The organism is Thermosulfurimonas sp. (assembly GCF_015491435.1).
GTDB lineage: Bacteria > Desulfobacterota > Thermodesulfobacteria > Thermodesulfobacteriales > Thermodesulfobacteriaceae > Thermosulfurimonas_A.
Genome location: NZ_WFVX01000028.1, coordinates 1 through 3,514 on the forward strand (window position 1 = coordinate 1; position 3,514 = coordinate 3,514).

A 3,514-nucleotide genomic window follows, 5' to 3' on the forward strand; every position below is an offset into this window, starting at 1 on the left:
CTTCTCAAAAAACCCGAACCTCCCCGCTGGCAGAGCCTCTTCCTGGAAAAATTCCCCGAGGAAAAACGCGAGGCCTGGAAACCCTTCCTGGATTTCGCCGGACTCTATCCGGAGTCCTGAAGCACCTCCCGCACATTCAGGATCACCAGAAGCCGCTCCGGCAGCTGACAGACATGCCGGACGAATTTTCGCTCCACCCCCTCGATCCGCTCCGGCGGCTCCTCCACGTTTTTGGACGGGACCTCCAGAATATCTCCGATCTTCTCCACCAGGAAACTGATCCTTTCCTCGTCCTCGGTCTTTACGATCAGATTGTAGGCCCGCGGGGCCTCCACCTGCAAGCCCAGCCTTTCGGCCAGATCCACGGTGGTGAGCACCTGCCCCCGCAGATTGATGATCCCCTTGATGTATGGCGGGGCCAGGGGCACCGGGGTGATCTCCATCTTGCGATTAATCTCCACCACCTCGGCGATGGGGAGACCGAAAAGATGCTCCCCCAGCCAGAAGGTAACGAAGGTCTGGGTGTCCTCGGAAAGGACCGGACGGGTTTCACTGGCGGGAAGAGGTAATTCGGCCATAGCTTTCCTCCATGATATGATTCAGTCTTTCCAGCAGTTTTAAGGCCTCCGGAGGATAGTCCTCCGGGAACCAGATCTCGAATTGAAGGATCAGGTCGCCTCGCCCCCCATCGGGACGAAAAGGCCCCCTCTGCCTTATCACCAGCCGGGAACCCCCGGGAAGACCCCGGGGGATTTCTATCTCCTCTTCACCCTCCAGGGTCTCCACCCGGATATATCCCCCCAGCGCGGCCTTCCAGAAGGGAACCTGCACCTGACAGACCAGATCCTGCCCCTCAAAATAGAAACGATCGTCCCGCTTGATAAAGACCTCCAGGAAGACATCCGTGATAGGGCCTTCCGGAGACCTGGGCAGAAAAAGGAGATCGCCCTCGCGTACCCCCGGAGGTATCACGATCAGAAACTCCTTTTCCCGGCGGATCTCCCCTTTCCCCCGACAGCGGGGACAGAGCTCCAGAAAGATCCTTCCCTGCCCCTGACAGCGGGGACAGAGTTGATGATACCGTCCTCCCTCCTCCGGCAGGAGACCGCTGCCCTGGCACCATTCGCAGACCCGGAAACGACCGTAGGGATCGAGCCCCAGACCCTCGCAGTATTCACAGGGGCCCGGTGTGTCGGGCACCCGAATCCACCTCTCCGTACCCAGGGCCACCTCCCGTACCGTAAGCTCCACAAAGGAAAGAAGATATTCTCCCCCCTGCGGACGTTCCCGCAGGACCTGGACCCGACGACGCCTTTCGCAGGCCCTGCGCAGGGTCTCGTAAGCCTCCTGAAGGGCCAGATAGGCCTCCCGGTCGCCACCCCGATCGGGATGCAGGGACTTTACCTTGCGCAGATAGGCCCGCCGGATCTCCTCCCAGCTCGCCCGGGGGGAAACCCCCAGTATCTGGAACGGATCCATCACGCCGCAGCCTCCGCGGTGGTCTTCGCGGTGAGGAGACGGGTGGCGGCCTCGATCACCGCCTGCCGGTCCAGTTTGGTCTGGAACTCATCCGCCCCCAGCTCCTTGGCCTTGCGATAGACCTCCTCCGCCGAGATACTGGTGAGCACCATGATGGGAAGATCCCGGAACCTTTCGTCGGCCCGCACCTTCTTGATCAGTTCCAAACCGTTCATCCGGGGCATCTCTATGTCGGTAATAAGAAGGTCGTAGGCCCCCTCCTGTAACTTCTCCCAGGCCCTGACCCCGTCCTCGGCGATCTCCACCTCGTAGCCCGCCCCCTCCAGATAGTTCTTGACCAGCTGGGCGTAGAAGGAGGAATCCTCCGCGTAAAGGATGCGGGAATGGATCTCCAGCACCGGTTTTTTGAACCAGTCCGGATCGAACATCTCAATAATCTTGTAAATATCCACAAAGATGGTGGTGCGCCCGTTGATGATGCGATTGCCCAGGATACCCTCGGTGCGGTAGATATCCTCGTCCAGCTCGAGATCGGTCTCGATGCGATCCAGGATCTGGGAAACCAGAACCGCCACCATCTTCTCGTTTTCCTCGAAAAGGAGCAGATTATATTCCTCCTGCTCCGGCAGGGGCTGAATGGGAAGGTAATTCTCCAGGCGAATCACCGGGACCGAATGACCCTTGTACTGTACCAGCTCTTTACCTCCCACGTACTCCAGGGACTCGGCCTTGATCTTATCCAGACGGGAAACCAGGGAGAGCGGGATGGCAAATTGTTCCTCGGGATGCACGTTGAAGAGGAGGATAAAATGGCTCTCCCGGGAGGTGTCTTTCCTTTTCTTCTCTTCCTCCAGGGCCTTGCGGGCCTCCTCGGCCCGGAACCCCACATGCCGGGATAGCCCCACCACGTCCAGAATCAGAGCCACCTTCCCGTCGCCCATAATGGTGGCCCCGGCATAGATGGGAATCCCCTTGAGAAAACGATCCAGGGGTTTGACCACGATCTCCTCCGAATCCCTCACCTCGTCCACCAGCAGACCGAAATCCATGGTCCCGCTGGTGAGGATGACCAGGCTCCGGGCCTGACCGTCGCTCTGCCCCAGCACTTTGGCCAGACGGACCAGGGGAATGATGTTCCCCCTCAGGCGATAGAATTCGGACTGCCCGATACGGTGGATCTCCTTTTCCGGATCCTCGATGTTCACCAGCTCCTTGAGACTAACCTGGGGAATGGCGTAACGTTCCCCTCCGGACACCACGATCAGGGCCGGAACGATGGCCAGGGTAAGAGGTATCTTGATTCGAACCGTGGTCCCGGCCCCTTTCACGCTCCGGATCTCAATGCTCCCCCCGAGGCGCTCGATATTGGTCTTCACCACGTCCATACCCACGCCCCGGCCGGAGATGTTGGTCACCTTTTCCGCGGTGGAAAACCCCGGTTTGAAGATCAGATTCAGGGCCTCGTGATCGCTCATGCGTTCGGCCTCTTCCGGGGTGATCAGTCCCTTCTCCACGGCCTTACGCTTGACCTTCTCCGTATCTATGCCCCGGCCATCGTCCTCGATCTCGATGATCACCTGCCCCCCTTCGTGAAAGGCCCGCATGACCAGCGTACCCACCGGGGGCTTGTTCAGCTGGACCCTTTCCTCCGGGGGTTCGATACCGTGGTCGATGGAATTGCGCACCAGATGGGTGAGGGGATCCTTGATGGCCTCGATGATGGAACGATCCAGCTCGGTATCCGCTCCTTCGATGTGCAGATTGACCTTCTTCCCGGTGGAGCGAGCCAGATCCCGCACGATCCGGGGGAATTTATTGAATACGTTCCCGATGGGTTGCATGCGGGTCTTCATGATGGCTTCCTGCATCTCCGTGGTCACCAGAGAAAGGGTCTGGGTGGCCTGCATCAGCTCCGGATCCACCTTCTGATTGGCCAGTTGCACCAGCCTATTGCGAGCCAGCACCAGCTCCCCGGCTAGATTCATGAGATGATCCAGCAACTTTACATCCACCCGGATATGGGTCTCGGTAAGAG

Annotated in this window: 3 protein-coding genes; all 3 read right to left on the bottom strand. The window is 59.2% G+C overall.

Annotated elements, in window-relative coordinates:
- Window positions 1–104: 104 nt before the first annotated feature.
- Window positions 105–578 (bottom strand): chemotaxis protein CheW, encoded by a 474-nt coding sequence (locus tag F8J34_RS01065; RefSeq protein WP_297055529.1) that lies wholly within the window; start codon window positions 576–578, stop codon window positions 105–107.
- Window positions 550–1,479: a DnaJ C-terminal domain-containing protein gene (locus F8J34_RS01070; RefSeq protein WP_297055534.1), complete on the bottom strand. Its 930-nt coding sequence runs from the start codon at window positions 1,477–1,479 to the stop codon at window positions 550–552. Before F8J34_RS01070 ends, F8J34_RS01065 begins: the two co-directional genes overlap by 29 nt.
- Window positions 1,479–3,514: chemotaxis protein CheW (locus tag F8J34_RS01075; protein ID WP_297055531.1), on the bottom strand; the 2,036-nt coding region annotated here is incomplete at its 5' end. The genes F8J34_RS01075 and F8J34_RS01070, both read right to left, overlap by 1 nt.